Annotated in this window: 20 protein-coding genes and 2 pseudogenes; 9 read left to right on the forward strand and 13 right to left on the reverse strand. The window is 65.6% G+C overall.

Going from position 1 to position 24,255, the window contains the following annotated elements; genetic code table 11:
* Positions 1-5: 5 nt before the first annotated feature.
* Positions 6-959, reverse strand: coding sequence for an adenosylcobinamide-phosphate synthase CbiB (gene cbiB / locus BcanWU425_RS26195; protein ID WP_231188690.1), 954 nt, complete (start codon positions 957-959; stop codon positions 6-8).
* A 121-nt stretch (positions 960-1,080) separates the two neighbouring features.
* On the opposite strand from cbiB, the gene cobU reads away from it, so the two are divergent.
* The 6 genes and pseudogenes from cobU to BcanWU425_RS26225 all read left to right on the forward strand — a co-directional run bounded on the left by cobU (position 1,081) and on the right by BcanWU425_RS26225 (position 7,839).
* Positions 1,081-1,584, forward strand: coding sequence for a bifunctional adenosylcobinamide kinase/adenosylcobinamide-phosphate guanylyltransferase (gene cobU / locus BcanWU425_RS26200; protein ID WP_204510764.1), 504 nt, complete (start codon positions 1,081-1,083; stop codon positions 1,582-1,584).
* Positions 1,581-2,363 (forward strand): adenosylcobinamide-GDP ribazoletransferase, encoded by a 783-nt coding sequence (gene cobS / locus BcanWU425_RS26205; RefSeq protein ID WP_204510763.1) that lies wholly within the window; start codon positions 1,581-1,583, stop codon positions 2,361-2,363. Before cobU ends, cobS begins: the two co-directional genes overlap by 4 nt.
* A gap of 4 nt (positions 2,364-2,367) precedes the next feature.
* Positions 2,368-3,000 (forward strand): 5,6-dimethylbenzimidazole synthase, encoded by a 633-nt coding sequence (bluB, locus tag BcanWU425_RS26210; RefSeq protein ID WP_204510762.1) that lies wholly within the window; start codon positions 2,368-2,370, stop codon positions 2,998-3,000.
* A gap of 177 nt (positions 3,001-3,177) precedes the next feature.
* Positions 3,178-4,209, forward strand: a complete 1,032-nt coding sequence (locus tag BcanWU425_RS26215) for an ABC transporter substrate-binding protein (RefSeq protein ID WP_204510761.1) — start codon at positions 3,178-3,180, stop codon at positions 4,207-4,209.
* Positions 4,206-6,881: a hybrid sensor histidine kinase/response regulator gene (locus BcanWU425_RS26220; RefSeq protein WP_204510760.1), complete on the forward strand. Its 2,676-nt coding sequence runs from the start codon at positions 4,206-4,208 to the stop codon at positions 6,879-6,881. The genes BcanWU425_RS26215 and BcanWU425_RS26220 overlap by 4 nt, the downstream gene beginning before the upstream one ends.
* Positions 6,882-6,957: 76 nt before the next feature.
* Positions 6,958-7,839 (forward strand): annotated as a pseudogene (locus BcanWU425_RS26225) (alpha/beta fold hydrolase).
* A 52-nt stretch (positions 7,840-7,891) separates the two neighbouring features.
* On the opposite strand, the gene BcanWU425_RS26230 reads toward BcanWU425_RS26225, so the two are convergent.
* Positions 7,892-8,803, reverse strand: a complete 912-nt coding sequence (locus BcanWU425_RS26230; protein ID WP_204510759.1) for a LysR family transcriptional regulator — start codon at positions 8,801-8,803, stop codon at positions 7,892-7,894.
* Between the two features lie 130 nt (positions 8,804-8,933).
* Between BcanWU425_RS26230 and BcanWU425_RS26235 the strand changes: the two genes are divergently transcribed.
* Both BcanWU425_RS26235 and BcanWU425_RS26240 read left to right on the forward strand, forming a co-directional pair.
* Positions 8,934-9,872 carry a ring-cleaving dioxygenase gene (locus tag BcanWU425_RS26235; protein WP_204510758.1) on the forward strand — a complete coding sequence of 313 codons (939 nt, stop codon included), beginning with the start codon at positions 8,934-8,936 and terminating at the stop codon, positions 9,870-9,872.
* Positions 9,869-10,495, forward strand: coding sequence for an alpha/beta hydrolase (locus tag BcanWU425_RS26240; protein ID WP_018458645.1), 627 nt, complete (start codon positions 9,869-9,871; stop codon positions 10,493-10,495). The genes BcanWU425_RS26235 and BcanWU425_RS26240 overlap by 4 nt, the downstream gene beginning before the upstream one ends.
* Positions 10,496-10,537: 42 nt before the next feature.
* Here BcanWU425_RS26240 and BcanWU425_RS26245 read toward each other — a convergent pair whose 3' ends face one another.
* From BcanWU425_RS26245 to BcanWU425_RS26275, 7 genes are all read right to left on the reverse strand, one after another.
* On the reverse strand, positions 10,538-11,512 hold the full coding sequence (locus tag BcanWU425_RS26245) for a magnesium transporter CorA family protein (RefSeq protein WP_204510757.1): 975 nt from the start codon (positions 11,510-11,512) through the stop codon (positions 10,538-10,540).
* A gap of 354 nt (positions 11,513-11,866) precedes the next feature.
* Positions 11,867-13,363: an ABC transporter substrate-binding protein gene (locus tag BcanWU425_RS26250; RefSeq protein WP_018458643.1), complete on the reverse strand. Its 1,497-nt coding sequence runs from the start codon at positions 13,361-13,363 to the stop codon at positions 11,867-11,869.
* A 54-nt stretch (positions 13,364-13,417) separates the two neighbouring features.
* Positions 13,418-14,422, reverse strand: coding sequence for an ABC transporter ATP-binding protein (locus tag BcanWU425_RS26255; RefSeq protein WP_204510756.1), 1,005 nt, complete (start codon positions 14,420-14,422; stop codon positions 13,418-13,420).
* On the reverse strand, positions 14,419-15,432 hold the full coding sequence (locus BcanWU425_RS26260; protein WP_026233629.1) for an ABC transporter ATP-binding protein: 1,014 nt from the start codon (positions 15,430-15,432) through the stop codon (positions 14,419-14,421). Before BcanWU425_RS26260 ends, BcanWU425_RS26255 begins: the two co-directional genes overlap by 4 nt.
* A 2-nt stretch (positions 15,433-15,434) precedes the next feature.
* Positions 15,435-16,328: an ABC transporter permease gene (locus BcanWU425_RS26265; protein WP_018458640.1), complete on the reverse strand. Its 894-nt coding sequence runs from the start codon at positions 16,326-16,328 to the stop codon at positions 15,435-15,437.
* The gene (locus BcanWU425_RS26270; protein WP_026233628.1) at positions 16,325-17,275 is read right to left on the reverse strand and encodes an ABC transporter permease; all 951 of its coding nucleotides are present in this window, start codon (positions 17,273-17,275) and stop codon (positions 16,325-16,327) included. Before BcanWU425_RS26270 ends, BcanWU425_RS26265 begins: the two co-directional genes overlap by 4 nt.
* Positions 17,276-17,374: 99 nt before the next feature.
* Complete coding sequence (locus BcanWU425_RS26275) at positions 17,375-18,796, reverse strand: amidase (protein WP_204510755.1); 1,422 nt, start codon at positions 18,794-18,796, stop codon at positions 17,375-17,377.
* A gap of 121 nt (positions 18,797-18,917) precedes the next feature.
* On the opposite strand from BcanWU425_RS26275, the pseudogene BcanWU425_RS37580 reads away from it, so the two are divergent.
* Positions 18,918-19,804: pseudogene (locus BcanWU425_RS37580) on the forward strand (LysR family transcriptional regulator).
* A gap of 7 nt (positions 19,805-19,811) precedes the next feature.
* On the opposite strand, the gene BcanWU425_RS26290 reads toward BcanWU425_RS37580, so the two are convergent.
* Genes BcanWU425_RS26290 through BcanWU425_RS26305 form a run of 4 tightly spaced genes read right to left on the reverse strand, consistent with a single transcriptional unit; the run spans position 19,812 to position 24,249 of the window.
* On the reverse strand, positions 19,812-20,747 hold the full coding sequence (locus tag BcanWU425_RS26290) for a carbohydrate kinase family protein (RefSeq protein WP_204510754.1): 936 nt from the start codon (positions 20,745-20,747) through the stop codon (positions 19,812-19,814).
* Positions 20,748-20,752: 5 nt separating this feature from the next.
* Positions 20,753-22,399 carry an FGGY-family carbohydrate kinase gene (locus BcanWU425_RS26295; protein WP_204510753.1) on the reverse strand — a complete coding sequence of 549 codons (1,647 nt, stop codon included), beginning with the start codon at positions 22,397-22,399 and terminating at the stop codon, positions 20,753-20,755.
* Between the two features lie 38 nt (positions 22,400-22,437).
* Positions 22,438-23,211 (reverse strand): SDR family NAD(P)-dependent oxidoreductase, encoded by a 774-nt coding sequence (locus tag BcanWU425_RS26300; RefSeq protein WP_018458634.1) that lies wholly within the window; start codon positions 23,209-23,211, stop codon positions 22,438-22,440.
* 30 nt (positions 23,212-23,241) lie between these two features.
* Entirely contained in the window at positions 23,242-24,249 is a 1,008-nt protein-coding gene (locus BcanWU425_RS26305) for an ABC transporter ATP-binding protein (RefSeq protein WP_204510752.1), read from the reverse strand.
* Between the last annotated feature and the right edge of the window lie 6 nt (positions 24,250-24,255).

Here is a 24,255-nt window from a genome sequence, read left to right on the forward strand (position 1 = left end):
TTCTTTCACGCGAAGGCCAGGATCGCAAGGATGCCGGCGAGCAGCAGCATGGTGCGGCGGTAAACCGTCAAGCCTCGATCGATGTCGGCGGCAAGCGGATCGCGCGCAGCTTCATTCAGCCATGGCTCGTTCGTGATGCTGCCGTGATAGATCCGCGGACCGCTGAGCCGCACACCGAGCCCACCCGCCATGGCTGCTTCCGGCCAGCCGCCGTTGGGCGAACGATGACGGCGTGCGTCCCGCGTCATGCACGACAGCGCCTCGGATCGCTGGGGCGCCAGCAGCACGAACAGAAATCCGGTCAGCCGCGCCGGAATGAAATTGGCGACATCGTCGATGCGCGCCGCGGCCCAGCCGAAGGCTTCGTGGCGTTCGGAGCGATGGCCGATCATGGAGTCCAGCGTGTTGATCGCCTTGTAGCCCAAAATGCCGGGAAGACCGAACAGCGCGCCCCAGAACACGGGTGCGACGATGCCGTCGGATGCATTCTCGGCGAGGCTCTCGATCGCCGCACGCGCGATCCCGGCCTCGTCGAGCGCTGCGGGATCGCGGCCGACGATGCGCGAGACCGCGTCTCGGGCGGCGGCGATGTCACCCGCTCGCATCGGGTTTGCGACGGCAGCAACGTGGTCGTGCAAGGAGCGTAGGGCGACCAGCGGCCAGGCGAGGACGCCGACCAGCACGATCTGGATCCAGCCCAAGGGAAGCAGGGACTGCAGCGCCCAGCCGAGCGCGACCGAGAGCGCGATCACCGCGAGCGCTCCGGCGAGACCAGCGGCGCGGCGAAATGCCGGCGGATCAGACGGTCGATTCCAGGCGGTGTCGATGGCAGAAATCAGCCAGCCCAGCCAGGTGACGGGATGGCCGATCCGCGCGAACAACCACGACGGCCAGCCCAACAGGGCATCCACCACCATCGCAACCGCCATCGCAACCGCCATCGCACCCGCAAAACCCACACCCGTCTCCTGTCCTGCCCCTGTTGCGCAAAGGGTGGCCGGAGCGCAAGCCCCTGATTGGCGGATTTCGGCTTTGTTTTTGGCCGCGTTTGGTGATTAGTGCAGGCCGACAGGAGACTTCATGGCCGTCATTTTGATCACCGGCGGAGCACGGTCGGGCAAGAGCAAGCGCGCGGAAATGCGCACGCGCGCCTTTCCCGGGCGGCCGGTCTACCTCGCGACAGCCGAGGCTCTCGATGCCGAAATGGAGGCGCGCATCGCCATGCATCGCGCCCGCCGCGGAACCGACTGGATTGAACGCGAAGTGCCGCTCGATCTCTTGCCCGCGCTGCTCGCCACCGACGGCGGCGGCGCGCGGCTCGTCGATTGCCTGACGCTTTGGCTCTCCAACCTGATGCATGGGGGGCGCGACTGGGAACGCGAGATCAAGGAGCTTGCCGGCGCCCTGCCCCGGCTGAAAAGTCCCGTCGTTCTCGTCACCAACGAAGTCGGCCTCGGCATCGTCCCCGACAATGCGCTGGCGCGGAGCTTCCGCGACGCCGCCGGCTTCATGAACCAGGCCATCGCGGCCGTTGCGGACGAGGCCGAGTTCGTCGTCGCCGGCCTGCCGATGAAACTGAAATGATGCCGCGCGACCAATTTTTGCGAGACGTCATCGCCGATCTCAGGATGGCGGCATCGTTCGTGACAATCCTCCCCGTCGCATTGTCGAAGCCCGCAGCTGACGGCGCCGTCGCACGCGCGACCTGGGCTCTTCCAGTCGCGGGACTGCTGGTCGGCCTTGCCGGCGCCTTGGTCTACAAGGTCGCGAGCCTGTTGGGTCTGTCGCCGAACCTTGCCGCCCTGCTCGCGCTGGCCGCGACCGCCCTCGTCACCGGCGCGCTGCACGAGGACGGCCTTGCCGATACCGCCGACGGGCTCGGCGGCGGCCGCACCCGCGAGCGCAAGCTCGAGATCATGCGCGACAGCCGGATCGGCACCTATGGCGTCTGCGCGCTGATCCTGTCGTTCGGCCTGCGCTGGAGCGCGCTCGCGACGATCGCCAATCCGTGGGTCGTCGCGCTCGCACTGTGCGCTGCGCACACTGCGGCCCGCGCGGGCTTGCCGGCCTTCATGTCGCAGGTCGCGCCTGCGCGACCTGACGGCCTGTCGGCGAGTGCGGGATCACCGCCGGGCCGCAGCGTTGCGATCGCATTCGCTGTTGGAATCCTCGCGCTCGTGCTCGCGCTTGGGCCGGGCAAGGCGCTGGTGAGCCTGATCCTGCTCGCTCTCTCCGGCCTGATGCTGGCGCGACTTGCCATCCGCCAGATCGGCGGGCAGACCGGCGACATCCTCGGCGCGTTCGAGCAGACCGGCGAGATTCTGATCCTGCTGGTTGCCGCAGCTTTCCAGATCGGAGGGTGACGCAATGGTCGAATTCGACGACACCTTCCGCCAGCACTTGCGCGAGCTGTTCGTGTGGCGCCGCGACGTGCGCCGCTTTCGCGCCGATCCGTTGCCGGACGGCGCCATCGATCGCCTGATCGAGACGGCCTGTCTCTCACCCTCGGTCGGCCTCAGCCAGCCCTGGCGCTTCGTCATCGTCGATGAGGCCGCACGGCGTCGCGCCGTGATCGACGACTTCAAAGCGTGCAACGCGGACGCGCTGAATTCCTATGCCGGTGAGCGCGCAGCACGCTATGCCACGCTGAAACTGTCGGGTCTCGAACAGGCCCCCGGCCACCTCGCCGTGTTCGCGGACAAGGCCAGCGACACCGGTCACGGCCTCGGCCGCGCGACGATGCCGGAGACGACGGAATATTCCGTGGTTGCGGCGATCACCGCGATGTGGCTGGCCGCGCGCGCCGAGGGCATCGGGCTTGGCTGGGTATCGATCCTCCATCCGAATCGCATCCACGCCATTCTCGACGTGCCCGACACCTGGAAATTCATCGCCTATCTCTGTATCGGCTATCCGGAAGTCGAATGCGACCGGCCCGAGCTGGAACAGGCGAAGTGGGAGCAGCGGCGGGGGGCAGAGGAATTCACGCTGCAGCGTTAATCAGGCCACGCCGGAGATCCATTTTCTGTGTTGCGAGCGACTGCCGACGTAGGAATACGGTATCGGACTGCCAAACGCTGCGAATGAGCAGTCACAAACGCATTTTTTCGTCAATTGTGGATGCCGGCCGTTCGCGCTAAGCATGCGCCTGGGGCTAGCCACCATGCAAAGAATGTCATGACCGAACGGCCTTCCGCTCTCGCGGTCGATCGCCGCGGGTTCATTCGCCTTGCCAGCACGACCGCCGCGGGGTGGCTGGCGCTCGGCGCAACATCTGATCGCGTGCGGGTCGTGGGATCGCTGACGGCGTTGCCGCTCGACGACGAGCTGACCAGAAGGAGCATGATCGACAGCCCGACCTCCCGCCTGGGTGGCCTCATCGTGGGCTTGAGGCAGCGAGGCTGGGTCGAAGGCGTCAATTTCCGCCTCGAGCTCCGATCGACCTTCGGCGCGCCGGATCGGCTGAAGACCGCGGTTCAGGAATTGCTGGCGCTCAAGCCGGATGTGATCCTGACCGGCTCGACGGTCGAAACCGCGGCCGTCCTGGAAGCCACAAAAACCATCCCGATCGTGTTCGCGACCGCCAACGATCCCGTCGGCAACGGCTTCGTCGAAAGCCTTGCTCATCCCGGCGGCAACGTGACCGGCTTCACCAACAGCACCGCCGAGATGGGCGGCAAATGGCTTCAGCTCATCCGGGAGGCCGTGCCGGATCTTGCGCGCGTCGGTATCCTGTACAACCCGGCGACCACTCCTCGCGGCGGCCGTTTCTTCCTCGATTCCATCGAGCAAGAGGCAGCACTGGCCGGCGTGTCCGTGATCCCCGCCCCCGTCAGCGCGCCAACGGAGATCGACGAAGCCGTCAGGCCCTTTTCCGCTCCCCCCAAGGCGGCAATGATTGCGCTGGTCGACAGCTTCCTGGTGGTCCACCGGCAGGCGGCGGTGGCGGCGGCGGCCAAATATCGCGTCCCTGCGATTTACCCGTTCTATTATTTCATGGATGCGGGCGGGCTGATGAGCTACGGGCCGACGCTCGAAGTGCGCTCGGCCGACTATGTCGATCTCATCCTGCGCGGTACCAAGGCCGGAGATCTGCCGGTGCAATCGCCGCGGAAATACGAACTCCTGATCAACCGCACGGTCGCTCGCACGCTGGATTTGACGATACCATTCACACTGCTCGCGCGCGCCGACGAGATTCGCGAGTGAACGAGACGATCGATCAGGGAGATTTGCGGCCACCTCCCGGCCGGCTGTTCCGCAAATACCTCTACTCGATCGTCGCGCTCGCTTTTGCCGCGCTCGCCATCAACACCGGCTTCGACGTCTGGTTCTCCTATCGCGAGCAGAAGCAACTCCTGGCGGCGACCCAGCGCGAGCAGGCAGCAAGCGCCGCCCTCCAGATCGGCCAGTTCATTGGCCAGATCGAAAACCAGATCAGATGGCTCTCGCGCCTGCCCCCGGAGCTGTCCACGAACGAGGACCAGCGCCTGAACGCCATCCGCCTCCTGCGCCTCTCGCCTGCGATTGCGGACATCGCCGAGCTCGACGCCCAAGGCCGCGAGCAGGTGCGCGTGTCGCGCCGTGTCGCGGACAGGATCGGCAGCAAGACCGACCTCTCCGCCTCGCAGGCCTTCCGCGGCGCCAACGAAAGCCGCGCATATTACGGGCCGGTCTACTTCCTCGGCGACACCGAGCCGTTCATGACACTCGCCACGCGCGGAACGGGCCTGGCGCCGGATGTGATTGTCGCCGAGGTCAATCTTCGCTTCATCTGGGACCTCGTCGCCGGAATCAGGGTCGGCAACACCGGCAAGGCCTATGTGGTCGATCGCATGGGTATCCTGATCGCGCATCCCGATTTGTGGCGGGCGCTGCGCCGCAGCGATCTCTCCGGCCATCCCGACGTCCGGGCCGCGCTCGATGGCATCGGGCCCCCCTCCGGCGGCCTGGTCAAGGAGGATCTGTCCGGTCAACGCGTGCTGTCGACCTATGCGACGGTCCCCTCGTTGGGCTGGCTGGTGTTCGTCGAGCTGCCGCTCACCGAGGCCTATGCGCCGATCTATGCGTCGATCGGGCGCTCGACTTTTCTCCTGGTCATCCTGCTGGTATGTGCGGTGCTGGTCTCTCTCTTTCTGAGCCGGCGCATGACCGTGCCGATCCAGATCCTGACGCAGGGCGCGCGGCGGATCGGCAGCGGCGACCTCAGCCTGCGGCTCGCGATCAAGACCGGCGACGAGCTGGAGGCGCTCGGCGATCAATTCAACCGGATGGCCGCTCACTTGCGCGAATCCTATGCGACGCTCGAACGCAAGGTGATCGAGCGCACCTCCGAACTGGAAAAGACCCGCGACCAAGCCCTTGCCGAGCACGATGCCGCCGAGCGTGCCCGCAGCGCGGCGGTCGCGGCCAACGAGACCAAATCGCGCTTTCTCGCGGTCGTCAGCCACGAGCTGCGCACGCCGCTGAACGGCGTCATGGGCGTGCTGCAACTGCTCGACGACGGCAGTCTCGGCGAAGCGCAGCGGCGCCACCTCACGACCGCGGCCGCGTCGGGCGAAACGCTGATCGCGCTGGTCGACGGCATCCTCGAATATGCGCGCCTGGAGGCCAGCGCCGAGACTCTGGAGACCCGCGATTTCCGCCTCGACCAGCTGATCGAGACGGCCGCCGATCTGATGCGTCCGCAGGCCTCTCACAAGGGCCTCTCCTTCGATCTCGCCTGCGACGCGTCGGTCAATACTTCCGTGCACGGCGACCCGGTGCGGCTCAATCGCATCCTGCTCAATCTGATGGGCAACGCGATCAAGTTCACCCCGCGGGGCGGCATCGGCTTGAGCGCGGCCGCCGAGGGACATAACGATCATGTGCTGCTGCGCATCACCGTGCGCGATACCGGCATCGGCATCGCGCCCGACATGCACAAGCGGATTTTCGAGGATTTCGTCCAGGCTGACGACAGCATCGCGCGGCGGTTCGGCGGCACCGGTCTTGGACTGGCGATCGCGCGGCGCCTCACCCGCCTGATGCGCGGCGAGCTGACGGTGGCGAGCACGCCGGGTAGGGGCAGCTCCTTCATGCTTGAGGTACCGCTTGGCCTCGCCACCACCGACATCGCGCAAGGTGCGGTTCAGCCGCCATCGCGGCAGCTTCGCGTGCTGCTGGTCGACGACGATCCCGTCAATTGCGAGGTTGGTGAAGCGATGCTCGAGAGGCTCGGCCACCGCGCCACCATCGCCACGAACGGCGCGTCGGCCATCGCGCTCGCCCGCGATCAGGCGTTCGACATCATCCTGATGGATCTGCACATGCCCGACATCGACGGCGTCGAGGCGGCATCGCGGATCCGCAAGCTTGGTCTGCCGAGCATGCCGCGCATCATCGCGGTAACCGCGGACATGTCGCGCCGCGCCCGCGAGCGGCTCGCGGGCGCAGGCATTGCCAGGATCGTCAGCAAGCCGATCCTGATCAATGCGCTGCGCGAGGCGATCGAGGACGATGCCCAAAACCAGCCAGCCACGCCGCAGCTCGCCGCAGGCGCCTTGATCGACCGGCATTTCCTTGATGACCAGAAGGAGCTGCTGGGCGCGGCGCAGATCGCAAAACTCCACGACCTGCTGGAACTGACGAGCGAAAAGCTGGTCGAGGAGATTGCCAAGGCTGCGGCGACTGGCGATCCCGCGCAGCTCGCGCGCGGCGCGCACCAGCTCGGCAGCGGCGCGAGTACGCTCGGCCTCGTCCGCCTTTTCGAATTCTGCCGTGAGGTCGAGCTGGCGGCAGTCACGATGTCCCCGCCCGAATGCGAGAGCGCCGCCCGCGAACTCGCCGCGCTTCGAGAGGCCTCGATGAACGCGCTGGATGAATTGCTCCGGCCGGCCTAACAGCGTTCGGTCACTGGACTGAAATACAAGATGATCGGAGGCGCCGGTGCGCGCAAGATGTCTCGCCATTCTTCTCATGCTGCTCGCCCCTGCCGCGCGCGCCGAGGTCGAACAGTTTCCGTCCGGCTTCAAGACCAAAACCATCGCGGCCATCGGCACGCAGATTCATGTTCGCGTCGGCGGTCAGGGGCCTGTCGTGATCCTGATTCACGGTTTTGGTGATACCGGCGACATGTGGGTCAAGCTCGCCGCTGATATCGCGCGCGACCACACCGTTGTCGTGCCCGATCTTCGCGGTATGGGCCTCTCGAGCAAGCCCGACAATGGCTATGACAAATGGACCCAGGCTGCCGACATGCGGGCCGTTCTCGCAGCGCTCGGCATCGAAAAGGCCGTCGTCGTCGGCCACGACATCGGAACCATGGTGGCCTAGGCCTACGCGGCCCGTTATCGCGACCTGGCCGAGAAGCTGATCGTGATGGATGCCCCGGTGCCTGGGGTGCCGCCATGGGACGAGGTGGTTCGCAGCCCGCAGCTTTGGCATTTTGATCTCGGAGGCCCGGACATGGAGCGGCTGGTCAAGGGCCGCGAGCGCATCTACCTCGACCGCTTCTGGAATGACTTCGCGGGGACGCCTTCCAGGATCGCGGACGCAACACGCCGTCATTACGCAGCGCTCTATGCGCGGCCGGGCGCCATGCGTGCTGCGTTCGCCCAGTTCAGGTCGATCCGAACCGACGCCGAGGACAACAAGAAGGCGATCGCGACCAAGTTGACCATTCCCGTGCTGGCTGTCGGGGGCGAAAAATCCTTCGGTGCGACAGAGGCGGTCGTGATGCGAAACGCCGCGACTGACGTCACCGAATTGGTCATTCCGGACGCCGGTCATTGGCTGATGGAAGAGCAACCGGCGGTGACCGTGAAGGCGTTACGCCAATTCCTCGATACCAAAAAATAGAGCAGCGAGCCGCGCGGAGCCGACATATCTCGGCTCAGCCCTTCCGCGCGGGTCATTTTGATCGGGTTGACGCCTCGCCCTCCCGGCCAAAGCGCTCGACCAGGAAATCAATGAACAGCCGCACTTTCACCGACAGATGTCGGGTCGGCGGATAGACCGCATAGAGCGCAAGCGGCGGCGCAGAATACTTGTCCAGCACCGTCCGCAGCTCGCCTGCCCTCAAGGCGTCGGCGGCGATGAACTCCGGGAGCAGCGCGAGCCCCCTGCCCTTGATCGCGACATCGCGCAGCACCTCGGCATTGTTGACGCAGAGCGACCAGGCCGGCTGGATCCAGTGGTCGCCGCCCGCTCCCGTGAGCTTCCACTGATTGCCAGTGAGCAGGAAGCCGTAGGTCAGCGAGACATGTTCGCGCAGATCCTGCGGATGTTTTGGGGTGCCGTGACGCGCCAGATAATCGGGCGAAGCGCAGATCATGCGCGCCACCGGGATGATCTTTCGCGCGATCAAACTCGACGATTCCAATTCCGCGATGCGCAAGGTCACGTCAAAACCGTCCTGCACGGGATCGAGCAGGTCGTCGCTGAGCACGAGCTGGAGCTGCAGCTCCGGATATCGCGCCATGAAATCGGCAAGCACCGGCCCGAGCCGCAGGGTGCCGAACGACATCGGCGCGTTGACGCGCAACAGGCCGCGCGGCGCCGATTGCGCTTGCGCCACGACCTGGTCGGCCGCCTCGATCTCCGACAGGATCACGACCGCGCGCTCGAAATAGCGCTGGCCGTTCTCGGTCGGGCTCGCATGGCGCGTGGTCCGGTTCAGGAGCTGCACGCCGAGGCTTTCTTCGAGGTCGGCGATGTATTTGCTGATCGCCGAGCGTGACAGCCGCAACTGCCGGCCCGCCTCGGCAAAACTGCCGCTTTCGACCACCTTTACGAAGGCTCGCAGGCTGGCGACCTTATCCACGGGCTGGCGCCGGCGATTGTTTCCAAATCGTAGACATAGCCGTCATATTTGCATGGATTGTCTCCAATCCAAAGCGGAACGATATTTCCCTGCAGAGCAAGACCGCTCCCCGAGCTTTGGAGGACCGACAATGTCTGGACTGCACCATGTGACCGCGATCGCGGGCGACCCCATCAGGAATTTCGGCTTTTACACCCGTGATCTCGGTCTGCGCTTCGTCAAGAAGACGGTCAATTTCGACGATCCCGGCACCTATCACTTCTATTATGGCGACGAGACCGGCCGCCCCGGCACCATCCTGACGTTCTTTCCTTGGGCCGGCGTGCCGGCCGGGCGCCGCGGCGTCGGCGAGACGCACCAGACCGCCTTCCGCGTGCCGCAAAGCTCGCTCGGCTATTGGACGCAACGCTTCGTCGAGAAGGGCATCGCTTATGAGGCGCTGGAGAAGCGTTTTGGCGAGTCCGTGCTGCCGTTCACAGACCCTGATGGCATGGCGCTCGCGCTCGTCGGTATCCCCGGCGCCGAGAGCGAGCCCGGCTGGAGCAATGGCGAGGTGCCGGCCGAGCATGCGATCCGCGGCTTCCATGTCGTGACCTTGCTGCTCGACAGCGCGGCAAAAACGGCTGCCGTCCTCACCGACGTGTTCGGCTTCAAGGAGACGGCGCGCGAAGGCTCGGTGATCCGCTTCAAGGCACCGGGCGATGCCGAAGGCAGCGTCGTCGACATCTACGAAGCCAAGGGCTTCCTGCGCGGACACCAAGGTGGCGGCTCCGTGCATCACATCGCCTTCCGCGCGGCCGATGACGCCGAGCAGGGCAAGATGGCGCAAAGGCTCGTGAGCAATCACGGCCTGCACCCGACCGAACAGCGCGACCGCAACTACTTCCGCTCGATCTACTTCCGCGAGCCCGGCGGCGTGCTGTTCGAGATCGCGACCGACATCCCAGGCTTCGCCGTCGACGAGCCCGTGGCAACGCTGGGACACGACCTGAAGCTGCCGAGCTTCCTCGAAGCACAGCGCAAGCAGATCGAGGGCGTGTTGCCGAACCTGGAAGAGAGGGTGTCGTGACCGAGAGTTCATTCATCCATCGTTTCGAGCCCGCGCGTGACGCGGGCTCTCCTCCTCTCCTGCTGCTGCACGGCACCGGCGGCGACGAGAACGACCTGCTCGGGCTCGGCAAGATGATCTCGCCCGGCTCGGCCCTGCTATCGCCGCGCGGCCGCGTGCTCGAACACGGCATGCCGCGCTTCTTCCGCCGCCTCACTGAGGGCGTGTTCGACGAGGACGACGTGCGCCGCCGCGCCCTTGAGCTCGGCGACTTCGTTGCGGAAGCGCGGCAGCGATATGGCCTCGCCGCGCCGGTCGCGGTCGGCTTCTCCAACGGCGCCAACATCGCAGCCGCGCTGTTGTTGCTGAAGCCGGACGCGCTTGCTGGTGCGATCCTGCTCCGCGCCATGGTGCCGCTGTCGGATCCGCCCAAGGTCAACCTCGCAGGCAAGCCGATCCTGCTGTTGTCCGGGCAGGCTGATCCGATCGTGCCGGCGAGCAATTCGGCCCGGCTCGCATCACTGCTTTCCGAAGCGGGCGCGCAGGTCGGTCACAAGGTCCTGCCGGCGGGCCATCAATTATCGCAGGCCGATTTGACGCTTGCCCGCGACTGGATCGGCAAATTCGCCGCCGAAGTCGCCTGACAGAAGAAGCGGCGCATCGATTTCGAACGGTGCGCCGCGGCTTCATTCGAACCAGCCACGCCGCTTGAACCAAATCAGCGGCAGCACGCCGCTGGCAATGATGGCGAGCCACGCCAGCGGATAGCCGAAGGTCCAGTCCAGCTCCGGCATGTGCTTGAAGTTCATGCCCCAGATGCCGACCAGAATCGTGGGCGGCACGCCGACGACCGAGACGATCGTCAAGATCTTGAACAGCTCGTTCTGCTGGATGTTGATGAAGCCGAGCACGGCATCGAGCAGAAGCTGGATCTTGTCCGACAATCGCGTCTCGTAATCGCCGAGCGAAGCGACATCCTTGGAGACGGCTTCGAGCCGCTTCTTCGACGCGGCGGTGATCCATTCACCCCCGACATCGCCGGCGAATGAAGCGATGCGGCCAACGCCAAGCAGGACATCGCGCGCCTTGGCGAGCCGATCCGCCAACTCGCCGATGTTTTCCAGCGCCTCGCGCATCCGCCGGCTGGAGCGGACCGGCCGCTTGCTGCGAACGAGCCCGCCCTTGAAGACGTCCCGCGAGAGCCTGTCGACCTTCGCGCCGAGATGCTCAAGGACATCGGCGCCGCGGTCGACCATGGCCTCGATCAGGCTGGTGAACACGCACATGCCGTTCTCCAGGCTGTCATCGGAACCGATGCGCTTGCCGATGTCCTCGAAGATCGGCAGCTGCGCGAAACGCACCGTCACCAGCACGTGCGGTCCGATGACGAATCCCACCGGCGTGATCTCGGCCTCGTTGTTCTCGTTGAGCCGGACCGCCGGCGAGCTGAGATAGAGCGTGCCGTTGTCGAGGATCAGGCGGCTCGACGCTTCGATCTCGCTGAGCGAATCCTCGGACGGAACGCGTATCCCGAGCAATCGTTCGACGAACTGCTTTTCCTCCGCGGTTGCGTCCAATAGATCAGCCCAGATGATCTCGGAGGGCATCTCCGCGCCGATCTTCTGCCAGTCGTCGGATGGCCACCTGTATAGTTTGAGCAAGAACCGAACTCCGCATACCCTCGCGCCGGATCGCACGGCCTGCGGCCATCCTGCGCCAAGCTAACGCATGAGGGTTCCGAACGTTCAAAGTCGGGGGAGCATCGAGCGGCCCAATCAAACCAAGCGGGCGCGGCCTTCTTCGATGATGCCATCATGCCAGTGTTTTGCCCGACGCGTCAACGGCATCGCGCGACGCGCAACTCATCAATCGCGTCGCGCGCAAGTCATTGAAATCACTACCCTCGGCTACTGTGCATGGGGTTGTTCTTCAGGTTTTTTGTTTGGACCGGTCTCGTGACGATCTCTTCCGTTGGGAGAGATCGTCACCGACATCGCGCAATCGACATGCGCGCCCTACTCCCACGCCCATGTCGAGAAATCGTTCTCGTATTGGGGTACGTCCTTCCAGACGCCCTTCAGCTTCTTGTTGGTGATGGTGATCAGCTGCGGCTGGTACAAATAGCCCGAGACTGCATCGGTGGCCAGCATGCGCTGGGCGTCGCCGAGAAGCTTGGCACGGGCGGCTTCATCCGGCGTCGACACGATCTGCTTGTAGAGCGCGTTGAAGGCGTCGTTGTTGTAGCCGAGATAGTAGTCCGGCTCGGTGATCTTGACGAGATCGAACGGCTCGACATGGCTGACGATGGTGAGGTCGAAATTATGCGGACCATTGCCGGCGAACACCTGCGACAGCCATTGCGCCCATTCGACGTTCTCGATCTTGGCGATGATGCCGACCTTGGCAAGCTGGGCCGCGAGGACCTCGCCGCCCTGGCGCGCATAGGACGGCGGCGGCAGCTTCAACGACAGCTCGAGCGGGGTGGTAACGCCGGCTTCGGCTAGCAGCTTCTTGGCCTTCTCGGGATCGTAGGGGTTGATGCCTGTCGTGTCGACATAGCCGAGCGCGCCCGGCACGTAGAAGCTTCCGATCGGCGTGCCGAAACCGTCGACCGCACCGTCGATCATCGCCTTGCGATCGATCGCGGCGAGGATGGCACGGCGCACGCGAACATCGTCGAGCGGCTTTTTGCGATGGTTGATACCGACGATGGTCTTGGCCCTGGAGCCGCCGACCATAACGTTGAAGCGCGGATCCGCCTTGAACTGCGCGATGGTGCGCTGGGCCGACACCCGGGGAAACGCGTCGACGTCGCCCGACAGCAGCGCCGCCGTCTGTGCGGACGGATCGGAGATGAAGCGGATCGTCACCTTCGCGAGCTTGATCGCGGCGGCGTTGCGATAGTCAGCCCATTTGGTCAGGGTCATCGAGGAGCCCTTGGCCCAGGCGCCCAGCTGATAGGGCCCGGTCCCGACCGGCTGCGTGATATTGGTGGCAGCGCTCTTCGGCTCGACGATCGAGCCGCTCGCCTGCCCCAGCAGGAACGGCAGGTTCGGCTCGGAATTTTTCAGGCTGATCACGACCGTGTCGGCGTCGGGCGCATCGACCTTCTCGAAGCTCTGGAACAGGCTCTTGTCCTTGTTGGTGCTGGTGGGGACCGCGTTGCGCTCGAACGAGAACTTCACGGCTGCGGAGTCAAACGGCTCGCCGTTGTGGAACTTGACGCCCTTGCGCAGCTTGAACGTATAGGTCTTCAGATCGGGCGCTGCAGTCCAGCTCTCCGCCAGCAGGGGCGAGGTGGTGCCGTCCTCGTTGATCTTGGTCAGGGTCTCATAGATGTTGTAGAGCGTGACCTCGGCGATCGCGGCGGCGGCGGCGTTGGTGGGATCGAGCCCCGGCGGTTCCAGCGCCATCGCCATGACGACGCTGTCCTTCTTGCTCTGAGCCAGCACCGGCAACGGAGCAGCGGCAAGTGCGGCGGCGAATGCGACGATCGATAGTTTCCTGAACATGCGTAACTCCCGGCCTTGTCTTGTCTCAAGCCTACGCCAATCCTGCCGCGGACGCTAACCTTCCACGGGCAATTGCGGCAACGCCATCACGGCTTCCGCCTTGTGGCAAGCGGCCAGATGCGTCTCGCCCACCTTGCGTAGCTCAGGCAGAACCTCGCGGCAATGCTGGTCGGCTAGCGCGCACCGCGAGACATAGGGGCAGCCGGTCGCGGCCGCCGATTGCGAGGCGATCGCCTGGGCTCCGCGCCGCCGCCGGCCTCCGCCGGCGCGCACCCGCGGCACGGCCTCCAGCAGCGCTCGCGTATAGGGAAGGGCGCAACGCTCGAACAAATCCTCAGGCCTGCCCTGTTCGACGATCCGGCCGAGATACATCACCGCGACCTCGTCGCAGAGATAGTCGACGACGGCGAGGTCGTGACTGATCAGGACGTAACTGAGGCCGAACTGCTCCTGGAGGTCCTGCATCAGGTTCAAGACTTGCGCCTGCACGGAGACGTCGAGCGCGGAGACCGGCTCGTCGGCGACGATCAGCTTCGGCTGGGTGATCAGCGCGCGCGCAATGGCGATGCGCTGGCGCTGACCGCCGGAGAACTCGTGTGGATATTTCTCCATGTCGGCATCGCGCAGACCCACCTGCCGTAGCACTGCGGAGACGCGGGCACGTAGCGTCGTGCTATCAATCCCCTCCAGCACGGTGAGCGGTTCGGCGACGATGCGCGCGATGGTCTGGCGCGGGTCGAGCGATCCGTAGGGATCCTGGAACACCATCTGGAAATCGCGGCGGGCGCGGCGCAACTCGTCCGCGGAGATGCGGTTGAGGTCGCGGCCGAGCAGCGCGACCTGCCCCGATGTCGGCCGCTCCAGCGCCATCACCACCCGCGCGAATGTCGACTTGCCGGAGCCGGATTCGCCGACGATGCCGAGGCTCTTGCCGGCGTCGACCCGCACGCTGACACCGTTGAGCGCGCGCACCTGCCCGGGCGGGCGGAACACGCTTTCGCGCGGCAACGTGTAGCGCTGCTCGATATCCTTCACTTCGAGAAGAGGCGCCGTGCTCATACGGTCAGCGCTCCGACGCGTTCGGCCATCGACACGTCCGTCCGGATGCAGCGCACGAAATGGCCCGGTCCGACGTCCACCATTGCTGGAAGCGCAGCCCGGCACTGCTCGATCACGAGCGGACACCGATCGGCGAAGGTGCAACCGGAAGGCAGATCGGCGAGCTCCGGCACCGTGCCCGATATCGTCGTCAGCCGCGTCCCCTTGCGTGCGCCGAGTTTCGGTCGGGCGCGGAACAGGCCCTGCGTGTAGGGATGGCCCATCCGGCGGAACACCTCGTCGGTCGGTCCGCTCTCGATGATCGTGCCGCCGTACATCACCATCATGCGCTGCACGTTCTCGGCGATGACGCCGAGATCGTGCGAGATCAGGATCATCGACATGCCGCGCTCCTCGACGAGATCGGCGATGAGGTCGAGGATCTGGCCCTGGATGGTGACGTCGAGCGCCGTGGTCGGCTCGTCCGCGATCAGAAGGTCGGGCTCGCAGGCGAGCGCCATCGCGATCGTGACGCGCTGACGCTGGCCGCCGGAAAACTGGTGCGGATAAGCGTCGACGCGCCTGGCCGGATCAGGCAACCCGACGCGGTCGAGCAAGGCGATCGCCTCTCGCCGCGCCTGCGATGCCGAAAATTTCCTGTGACGCCGCAGCGGCTCGGCGACCTGGTTGCCGATCGTGTGCATCGGATTGAGCGCGGTCATCGGCTCCTGGAAGATCATGCTGATGCGATTGCCGCGCAGCCGACAATATTCCGCGTCCGACAAACCAGCGAGTTCGCCGCCATCCAGCTTGATGCTGCCGGTGACGGACGCGCTATCCGGCAGCAGCCCCATCAGCGACAACGCGGTGACCGACTTGCCGCAGCCGGATTCGCCGACGAGCCCGAGCGTCTCGCCGCGCTTCAGCGCAAAGCTGACGCCGCGCACGGCCTGCGCCGGCCCGCGGCTGGTGTTGAGGCGCACGCCGAGATTGACAACCTCGATCAACGGCATGGACGAGCGCTCGCTCATCATCATCGCTCCCGCGCCAGTCGAGGGTCGAGCAGATCGCGCAGTCCGTCGCCGAGCAGATTGAGGCCGAGCACCGCGATTGCAATCGCAGCACCCGGGTAGACGGCGAGCATCGGCGACTGGAACAGCAGCGACTGCGCGTCGTTCAGCATCCGTCCCCAGGACGGCTGCGGCGGCTGCGTGCCGAGACCGAGATACGACAAGGCGGCTTCGGCAAGGATCGCGAGCGCAAACTGGATCGTCGCCTGTACGATCAGAATCGACATGATGTTGGGCAGCACGTGCTCGATGGTGATGCGAAAGCGCCCTTTCCCCGCGGCGCGCGCGGCCAGCACGAATTCGCGCGCCCAGATCGCGTTGGCCGAGCCGCGCGTCAGCCGGATCAGCGTCGGGATCTGGAAGATGCCGATGGCGACGATCGAGGTCACCATGCCGGGCCCGACGACCGCGGCGAGCATGATCGCCGAGAGCACGGCCGGAAAGGCGAAGGTGAAATCGGAGAAGCGCATGATGATCTCTTCGGTCCAGCCGCGCCTGGCCGACGCGATGAGGCCGAGACAGACGCCGAAGGTGAGGCCGATGCTGACCGCGATGATGCCGACCATGATGGTGGAGCGGGCGCCGGCGAGCAGCAGCGAAACGATGTCGCGGCCGAAGACGTCGGTGCCGAGCCAGTGCGCGGCCGAGGGCGGCCGGAGCTTTGACGCGATGTCGATCTCATAGGGCGACCAGGGCGTCCACACCAGCGACAGCAGCGCCGAGGCGAGAACCAGCAGGCTCAGCGCGCCGCCGAGCACGAAGCTGCGATGACGCAGCGCGCGGCGCCAGAAGGTCCGGGCCGGCAGAGGGCGCGCTACGGCCGGCGCGTCGACGAGGGTGGTCAACGGCGCGCTCACAGATCGTGGACCTTGATGCGGGGATCGACGAAGGCATAGAGCACGTCGACCACGAAATTGACGATGACCACCATGGTCGCGAGCAGCATCACGCAGTTGCGCACCACGATGAGGTCGCGGTTGGCGATCGACTGAAAGATCAGGCGGCCGAGCCCCGGCAGATAGAACACGTTCTCGATCACGATGGTGCCGGCGAGCAGATTGGCGAATTGCAGGCCCATGACCGTCATCACAGGGATCATGGCGTTGCGCAGCACATGACTCCACAGTACCTCGCGCTTGCCGAGGCCCTTCGCGCGCGCCGTGCGGACGAAGTCTTCGCGCAGCACTTCCAGCACAGCCGAGCGCGTGACGCGTGCGAGGATCGCGGCCTGCACGACCGCAAGCGACACCGCCGGCAGCAGCAGCGACTTGATGCCGAGCCAGACGCCGTCCTCCCAACCGGGAAAGCCGCCCGCGGAGAGCCATTGCAGCCGTACCGAGAACAGTAGCACCAGCAGGATTGCGAACCAGAAATTCGGCAGCGCGATGCCGATCTGGGTCAGCGACATCACGCCGACGTCGCCGAGCTTGTTGTGGTTGGCGGCGGTGTAGATGCCGGCCGAGAGCGCCAGCGTCACCGTGATCAGCATGGACATCATCGCGAGCGGAATGGTCAACACCAGCCGCTCCACGATCAGGCTGGCGACCGGTGTGCCGTAGACATAGGAGTTGCCGAGATCGCCGACGAGCAGCCCTTTGATCCAATGCAGATAGCGAACCGCCAGCGGCTGGTCGAGCCCGAGCTTGACGGTGAGCGCGCGGACCGCATCTGGCGAGGCGTCGGCGCCCATCAGCATCTGCGCGGCGTTGCCCGGAAGCGCATCCAGCACCAGGAAAATGATCACGGACGCGCCGACCAGCGTCGCCAGCAGGGTCAGCACACGTCGGAGGACAAATACGCTCATGCGCGCTCGGATTCAGGGCTCATCCGCAGCACGATCAACATGTCCGAGCATCGGAGGCAAGTGCTTTGCAAACAAGTCCCTTGCGGCATGTGCCTCACCTCAGCCGGGCCAGCGGGACAGGAGGTCATGCGACGCCTCGAACAGCGCGCTCACGCGCAGCAAGTCCGCCTCAGCGCGGAAGCGGCCGACGAGTTGCAAGCCGATCGGCAGGCCGTCGCGGCCGAAGCCGCAGGGCAGACTGAGCGCGGGGTGTCCGGTCATGTTGAACGGCATGGTCCAGGGGAACCAGTGCGGCCGGACGCTGTCAAACTGCTTGCCGTCGATCTCGATGGTGCCGAACAGGTCCTGATCGATCGGCAGGGCGGTGCGGGTGAGGGTCGGCATCGCCAGCAGATGCCCATGCGCAAGCAGGGACTGCACCCGGCGGAACAGCGCCGTGCGCGCGAACATCGCCTCCTGATAGGCAACGCCACTGAAGTCGGTGGCGAGCGCAAGCTGCCTGAGGAAGGCCTCGCTCAGCGCGTCCCCATGCTCGGCCGCGAATTTTGCAAAGCGCGTCCGCCAGACCGTGTGATTGATGGCGCGCCAGATCGGCTCGATGTCGAACCCCTCGCCCGAAAACTCCTCGAGCTCGGCACCTAGGCCCGCGAGTCGATCGAGGCTCGCCTTGAAGCCGGCCTCGACGTCGACAGATACCGGGCGTCCGGGTGGCGACAGGCAATACAGGATTTTCTGCCCACGCAGATCGCCACGCGGGGCGGCCGTGCCGATGAAGTCGGGCACGGGAACGCCGATCGACCAGGGATCGCAAGAATCCTCGCCGGCCATCGCCTGCATCATCAGCGCGGTGTCGGGGACGGACCGCGTCATCGGCGTGACATAGGTCTGGTTGCCGAACACGTCCAGCGCCTGGCTATGCGGGATGACGCCATTGCTCTGCTTCAGCCCGACCACGCCGTTGCAAGCGGCGGGAATCCGCGTCGAGCCGCCGCCATCGGTTGCGATCGCAAGCGGCGCGATGCCGCTCGCCACCGCCACCGCCGCGCCGCCACTGGAGCCGCCCGACGAGCGCTCGGCGCTCCACGCATTGCGGGTGCGGCCGAACAGCGGCGAGTCGGTCAGGCATTTGCTGCCGAATTCGGGCGTCGTGGTCTTGCCGATCAGAATGGCGCCTTCCGCACGCAGCCTTGCAACCGCGACGGCATCCTCGTTCGGAACATTATCCTTGTAGGGAATGGCGCCGAAACTGGTCGTGACACCCCTGGTGTTGACGATGTCCTTGACGGTTGCGGGGATGCCGTGCAGCAGGCCGAGCGGCTCGCCCGCCATCAGCTTGCGCTCGGCTTCGCGCGCGGCGGCAAGCGCCTCGTCGCCGCAGATCGTGATGAAGCAGTTCAGCTCGGGCTGGAGCGCTTCGGCGCGGGCGAGCACCGCGCGGGTGAGCTCGACGGGCGAGATCTGCTTTGTCGCGATGAGACCGCGCAGCACGGTTGCGGATAGCAGGCAAGGATCGCCGTTCATCGTCACATCGCTCCGAAGCGGGCCACCGTTGGCCGATAGCATTGACAGCCAGGATGACAGTTTTGTTAACTCGCCGTCCAATACGATTTTGAGCACCAACCCATACGATTTCGGTATGCCAATGGATCTTCGCCGGCTCCGCTATTTCGTTGCCGTCGCCGAGGCGCGCAGCGTCGGCAAGGCGGCCGAGCGGCTGCGGATGGCGCAGCCGCCGCTCTCGGTCCAAATCCGCAAGCTCGAGGCCGAGGTCGGCGCGCCGCTGTTCCGCCGCGGCACGCGCGGCATGGATTTGACCGAAGCGGGCCAGGCGCTGCTGGCGCGCGCCGGCGAGGCGCTGGCGCTGGCGGCCGACGGCATCGAGGCCGCGCGCGCGGTCGCGGCCGGCAGCCGTGGTCGGCTGTCCGTCGGCTACATGTTCGTACTGGCGAACGCGATGCTGCCGCGTCTCATCCCCGAGTTGCGGCGATCCGTTCCCGGCGTCGATCTCGATTTCGCCGAGCTCAGTGCCACGACGCGCGAGCCGCGTCTGCTCGACCGCAGCGTCACAGTCCGCTGTGCATGCCGGCGATCCACCATCCCGAGATCCAGGTGGCCCGAATCGGCGCGCAGCCGTTCGTGCTGGCGGTGCGAAACCGTTCGCCGCTTGCGCGCCTGAGCGCGGTGTCAATGACACGACTACAAGGCCGTCCGCTGATCGCGTTGCCTCCGCCGGAGCGGGACCCCTCCTCCTCCGCGGTCGCGGCCCTGCTGCGGCGGCATCAGATCGTGATGCCGATTGCGAGCCGGGTAGAGACAGTGCATTCGGCGATGAGCCTGGTTCTCGCCGGTGAAGGCCTCGCCATCCTGCCCGCCTGCGCCCAGCTCGGAGCGCCGCGCGGCATCGTGTTCCGGCCGTTGCGGGATGCGACCGATTCCATCGACATCGCGGTCTGCTGGCGGCGGGATTCTCACAGCCCGCTGATCCGGACCTTCCTCAAATGCGCCGAGAAGGTAGTGGCACCGCTGTGACGCGACGCTACAAGCTCCAGATAATCTCGTGACTCCACGGCGGATCGGCACCGGGACGGGTGCAGGTGAGACCGGCGCAATTGGCAGCAAAGGATAGTGCACCGCGAAGCTCGTCCGCGCCGATATCCTTCAGTTGCTGTCGGGCGAGGCGTCCCTGCTTGTGCAGGGCGAACAACAACGCCGCCTGAAAACTGTCACCCGCGCCGATGGTGTCGGCGACCACGACCTTGGGGGCGGCGACCTCGATCTGCCCTGCCCCCGCATGCCACGCGATCGCACCGTTGTCGCCACGGGTGATGACGACGAGGCTCGCGCCGCGTGCAAGCAGCGTGCTCGCACGCTGGTGATACGGCTCGCCGGCGAACAGATAGGTAAAATCGACGTCTGACATCTTGATGAGATCGGCACAGCCGGCAAACTCGGCCATGCGGGCGAGATAAGCCGGCTTGTCCTTCACGAGGTTGGGCCGGCAGTTCGGATCAAAGGAGATTGTCGAGGACGCTCGTGCGTCCGCGATCAGGGCCATGGTCTCGCTCGCGCCCTGGTCATTGACCAGCGTGGTCGAGCCGACATGGAGAACTTCGACCGTATCGAAGGGAATAGAGCCGCGCCGGTAGGTCCAATTCCGCGTCGCGGTCTCGGCGTCGTAGAAGGCATAATGCGACTCTCGCGCGATGATACGAACAAAGGCGAGCGTGGTCTGCTGATCGCTGCGGGTGGCGAGACCGAGCTCGACATTGGATGCAGCGGCGTGGTCGGTGATCATGCGCCCGAACATGTCCGTCGAGATCCCGCCGACAAAGCCGGTCGGCGCGCCGAGCCGCGCCATGCCGATTGCGACGTTGAGGCAGGAGCCGCCGACCGCCGGCATCACCGCTTCGCGCCTGTCGGTATTTCGCGTCGGGACAAAATCGATCAGCGCGTCGCCGCAGGAAATCAACATCCGTTTCAACCTCCGGCCATTCCACGCATCGCCGCGCGGCTGCCGCGATCGACCTCGCGCAGCAACTTGTAGACCTCGCGCTTGCGGGCGTGAAAGGCGGCAATGTCGGGCGTAGTGGGCTCGCTCTTCCCTCCCAGCGCCGACATCTTGGCCATGGTTTCGCCGATCGAGGCATAGGCGCCGCCGGCGACTGCGCCGAGCATCGCGGCGCCGAGCAGCACGGGCTCCCTGGTCTGCGGCAGCGCCACGGTGAGGCCAGTCGTATCCGCCATGATTTGCCGCACCAGCGGACTGCGGCTGGCGCCGCCGCCCATGATCATGATGCTGGAATGGACGCCATGCGCGGCAAAGGCCTCGATCACCTCGGCAAGCCCATAGGCGAGCCCGCACAGACCGGCGACGAACAGCCGTTCCATCGAGGCGATGTCGGTGTCGAGATCGAGGCCCGCGATCACCGCGCGCGTGTCAGGGTCGGCATAGGGCGAGCGGTTGCCGATGAACTCAGGAAGCACATGGACGTTGCGGGCCAGCAGCACGGCGCGGCTGGCGCCGCCTGCGCGCGCGATGATGCGGCGCTCGAGAAACTCGATGAGGTCGAGGCCCTCGCTGCGCGCCGCCACGCTCGCCTCCGCGTGGCCGGGATGCGACTTGAGAAGATGGTCGATCGCAGCGCCCGCAGCCGACTGCCCGCCCTCGTTGAGCCAGAAATTTGGTACCATGCCCGAATAGTAAGGACCCCACACGCCCGGTACGAAGCACGGTTCTTTCGTCGTCGCCATGATGCAGGCCGACGTTCCCATGATGTAGGCGAGGCGGTCGCAGACATCTGTCGCGCCCTCCGATTCATCGCGGCCGCCGATGGCGCCGATGCCGCCGGCATGGGCATCAATCAGGGACGCTCCGACCGGCGTGCCCGGTGACAAGCCGAGATCGGCAGCTGCCGTACCGGTTAGACCGGCGCCGAGTCGCGTGCCAGGCGCGACGATCTCGGTGCCGATGCGGGCGTATTTCTCGTTGACGAAGTCCGACAGGCCGATGCGCTTGAAGAATGGCGCGCTCCAGCCACCGCCGTCATGCGCGAGGTAGTTCCATTTGCAAGTGACCGTGCAGGTCGAGCGTTGCAACGAGCCGGTGGCGCGCCAGGTCAGGTAATCCGCCAGATCGAAGAAGTGCCCTGCGGCGTCGAAGCTCGTGCGCATGTGCCGCTTCAGCCACAGCAGTTTCGGCATCTCCATCTCGGGCGAGATCGAGCCGCCGACATAGCGCAGCACGGCATCACCGGTTTCGTTGATCAGCCGCGCCTCGGCCGTGGCGCGGTGATCCATCCAGACGATGACGTTGCGCTGCCGGTCGCCGGAGGCGCTGATGGTGAGCGGCTCGCCTTGCCGGTCGAGCACCACGAGGGAGCAGGTGGCGTCGAAACCGATACCGCCGACGCTGTCGGGCGCGATTGCAGCTTCCGCCATCGCGGCCCGCACCGACGCCGTGCAAGCGTCCCAGATATCCTGGGACGACTGTTCGACGATGTCACCGGCCTCGGGCCATATCCTGATCGGATGCCGTGCGATAGCCAGCAAGGTGCCCGCCTCGTCGAACACCCCTGCCCGCGTGCTTGTGGTCCCTACATCGACGCCGATATACGCTCGCGGCATTGTCGCCCCCGGAAGCTCTCGTCAGTTTTGACGCAAGCCTACCAGCAAGTGTAGCCGCCATCCACCAGCACGATGCTGCCGGTCATCAGGCTCGCGGCCTCGGACGAGAGAAAGAGCACCACGGAGGCGATCTCCTCGACCTGCCCCATCCGCGCCATCGGGGTTCCACCGATCCAGGCGTCGTACATTCTCGGATTGCTCTTCACGAAGGCGTTGAGCGGCGTCTCGATATAGGTCGGCGCCACCGCGTTGACGCGGATGCCGCGCGCGCCCCATTCGGCGGCGAGCGATTTCGTCAGATGGTGCACGCCGGCCTTGGACGCATTGTAGAAGCACTGCTCCTGCGGCTTGTTGACGATGAAGCCGGACATCGAGCCGACATTGACGATGGCGCCGCTCTTCGCCTTGAGCATGTGCTTGCCGAACTCGCGGCAGCACCAGAAGGTGCCGTTGAGATTGACGTCGATCACATTGAGCCAGTGCTCGTCGGTCACGGTCTCCGCCGGCGTCTCGCTGCGGGCGATGCCGGCGTTGTTGACGAGGATGTCCACCTTGCCGTGCCGGGCAACGACGTCGTTGGCCACTTCCGCCACGCGCTTGGTATCGGTGACGTCCATGATCGCCGTCTCGGCGTCATACCCCTTCGCCTTCAGGCTGGCTTTTGCACTGTCGGCGACCTTACTGTCGCGATCGCCGATGACGACCCTGGCGCCGGCTTCAGCCAGCGCTTCGGCGCAGGCGAAGCCGATGCCTTGCCCGCCGCCGGTGATGAAAGCGGTCTTGCCGTTCAGCTTGAATTTTTCCAGGTACATGTTGCTTTTTCCGATTCTTGCCGTTTCTTGTCAGCCCCGGATGGCGCTGCCGCTTGCGTCGAAGCGATGGATGCGCGCGGGCTCCGGCAGCAGCGATACATGGTCGCCGGCGTGCAGGCTCAACTCACCGATGTAGCGCGCCGTCAGCATGCCGAGCTGACCGGCATCGACATAAAGGAAGGTGTCGCTGCCGAGGTGCTCGGCCACCGCGATCGTTCCCTGCCAGCCGCCGGCACCGTCGCGCTCGATCTTGAGATGCTCAGGCCGTACGCCGATCGTTGCTGCGCCCTTCTGCAAGGCGTGCTCGCCGGTCACGAAGTTCATCTTGGGCGAGCCGATGAAGCCGGCGACGAAGAGGTTGGCCGGCTTCTCGTAGAGCTCCAGCGGCGAGCCGTATTGCTCGATCTTGCCGCCGTTGAGCACCACGATCTTGTCGGCCATGGTCATGGCCTCGACCTGGTCGTGGGTGACATAGATCGCGGTGGTGCCGAGCTGCTTCTGGAGCCGCGTCACCTCGATCCGCATCTGCACGCGCAGCGCCGCGTCGAGGTTGGAGAGCGGCTCGTCGAACAAAAACGCCTTGGGCTCGCGGACGATGGCACGCCCGATCGCGACGCGCTGGCGCTGGCCGCCGGAGAGCTCGCGCGGCTTGCGATCGAGATAGGGCGTGAGGTTCAGCGTTGCGGCGGCGGCCTCGACCTTACGGTTGATCTCGTCCTTGGCCAGCCCCGCCATCTTCAGGCCGAAGCCGATGTTGCCGCGCACGCTCATATGCGGATAGAGCGCATAGGACTGGAACACCATCGAGAGCCCGCGCTTGGCCGGCGGCGTGTCGACCACGTTCTTGCCGTCGATCAGGATCTTGCCGCCGGAGACGTCCTCGAGCCCCGCGATCAGCCGCAAGAGCGTGGTCTTGCCGCAGCCCGACGGCCCCACGAACACCACGAACGACCCATCGGCGATCTCCAGGTCCGCGCCCTTGATGATGTGCACGGGGCCGAAGGATTTCTGCACGTCCTGAAGTGTGATCTGACCCATGATCCG

Source organism: Bradyrhizobium sp. WU425 (genome assembly GCF_021052305.1).
Taxonomy (GTDB): Bacteria; Pseudomonadota; Alphaproteobacteria; order Rhizobiales; family Xanthobacteraceae; genus Bradyrhizobium; species Bradyrhizobium canariense_D.

Coding starts and splice junctions, on each gene's coding strand:
- BcanWU425_RS26305 (WP_204510752.1), bottom strand. CDS start 24,249: ATGGGTCAGATCACACTTCAGGACGTGCAGAAATCCTTCGGCCCCGTG.
- BcanWU425_RS26275 (WP_204510755.1), bottom strand. CDS start 18,796: ATGAACGGCGATCCTTGCCTGCTATCCGCAACCGTGCTGCGCGGTCTC.
- BcanWU425_RS26235 (WP_204510758.1), top strand. CDS start 8,934: ATGTCTGGACTGCACCATGTGACCGCGATCGCGGGCGACCCCATCAGG.
- BcanWU425_RS26290 (WP_204510754.1), bottom strand. CDS start 20,747: ATGTTGATTTCCTGCGGCGACGCGCTGATCGATTTTGTCCCGACGCGA.
- bluB (WP_204510762.1), top strand. CDS start 2,368: ATGGTCGAATTCGACGACACCTTCCGCCAGCACTTGCGCGAGCTGTTC.
- cobS (WP_204510763.1), top strand. CDS start 1,581: ATGATGCCGCGCGACCAATTTTTGCGAGACGTCATCGCCGATCTCAGG.
- BcanWU425_RS26270 (WP_026233628.1), bottom strand. CDS start 17,275: ATGAGCGTATTTGTCCTCCGACGTGTGCTGACCCTGCTGGCGACGCTG.
- BcanWU425_RS26215 (WP_204510761.1), top strand. CDS start 3,178: ATGACCGAACGGCCTTCCGCTCTCGCGGTCGATCGCCGCGGGTTCATT.
- BcanWU425_RS26295 (WP_204510753.1), bottom strand. CDS start 22,399: ATGCCGCGAGCGTATATCGGCGTCGATGTAGGGACCACAAGCACGCGG.
- cobU (WP_204510764.1), top strand. CDS start 1,081: ATGGCCGTCATTTTGATCACCGGCGGAGCACGGTCGGGCAAGAGCAAG.
- BcanWU425_RS26300 (WP_018458634.1), bottom strand. CDS start 23,211: ATGTACCTGGAAAAATTCAAGCTGAACGGCAAGACCGCTTTCATCACC.
- BcanWU425_RS26250 (WP_018458643.1), bottom strand. CDS start 13,363: ATGTTCAGGAAACTATCGATCGTCGCATTCGCCGCCGCACTTGCCGCT.
- BcanWU425_RS26255 (WP_204510756.1), bottom strand. CDS start 14,422: ATGAGCACGGCGCCTCTTCTCGAAGTGAAGGATATCGAGCAGCGCTAC.
- BcanWU425_RS26260 (WP_026233629.1), bottom strand. CDS start 15,432: ATGAGCGAGCGCTCGTCCATGCCGTTGATCGAGGTTGTCAATCTCGGC.